A 307-nucleotide genomic window follows, 5' to 3' on the forward strand; every position below is an offset into this window, starting at 1 on the left:
CCAAGGCGTCGGCAACCGATCCGCGGCGGCCAAGAACGGCCCCTCGAAACGAGCGGCGGCAAAACGGAAAGAGCCCCCGCGCGGCCCGGGGTGGTACGAGGCGCTCGAGCGCTGGAAGCAGTTGCGCCAGCGCGTGCCCCGCTCCAAGCTGGGCACATGGAACGTGCAGCGGGAGCGCACGGAAGCCTTAGACTTGCTGTTCGCCCAAGACGAGAACCGCTTGCCTTACCTGGTGCCGGAGCGCCATCAGCGCATGGCCGCCAATCCCGTCGCCTTCTCCCGCGGGGCTGCGGCGGTGATGGCGGCC

At 70.0% G+C, this 307-nt stretch carries 1 protein-coding gene; it reads left to right on the plus strand.

The window, feature by feature from the left end; genetic code table 11:
* The coding region (locus PZH32_RS12590; protein ID WP_275208586.1) for a DUF2252 family protein at nucleotides 1-307 on the plus strand (307 nt) is incomplete at both ends.

Source organism: Adlercreutzia equolifaciens (genome assembly GCF_029076695.1).
GTDB lineage: Bacteria > Actinomycetota > Coriobacteriia > Coriobacteriales > Eggerthellaceae > Adlercreutzia > Adlercreutzia equolifaciens_A.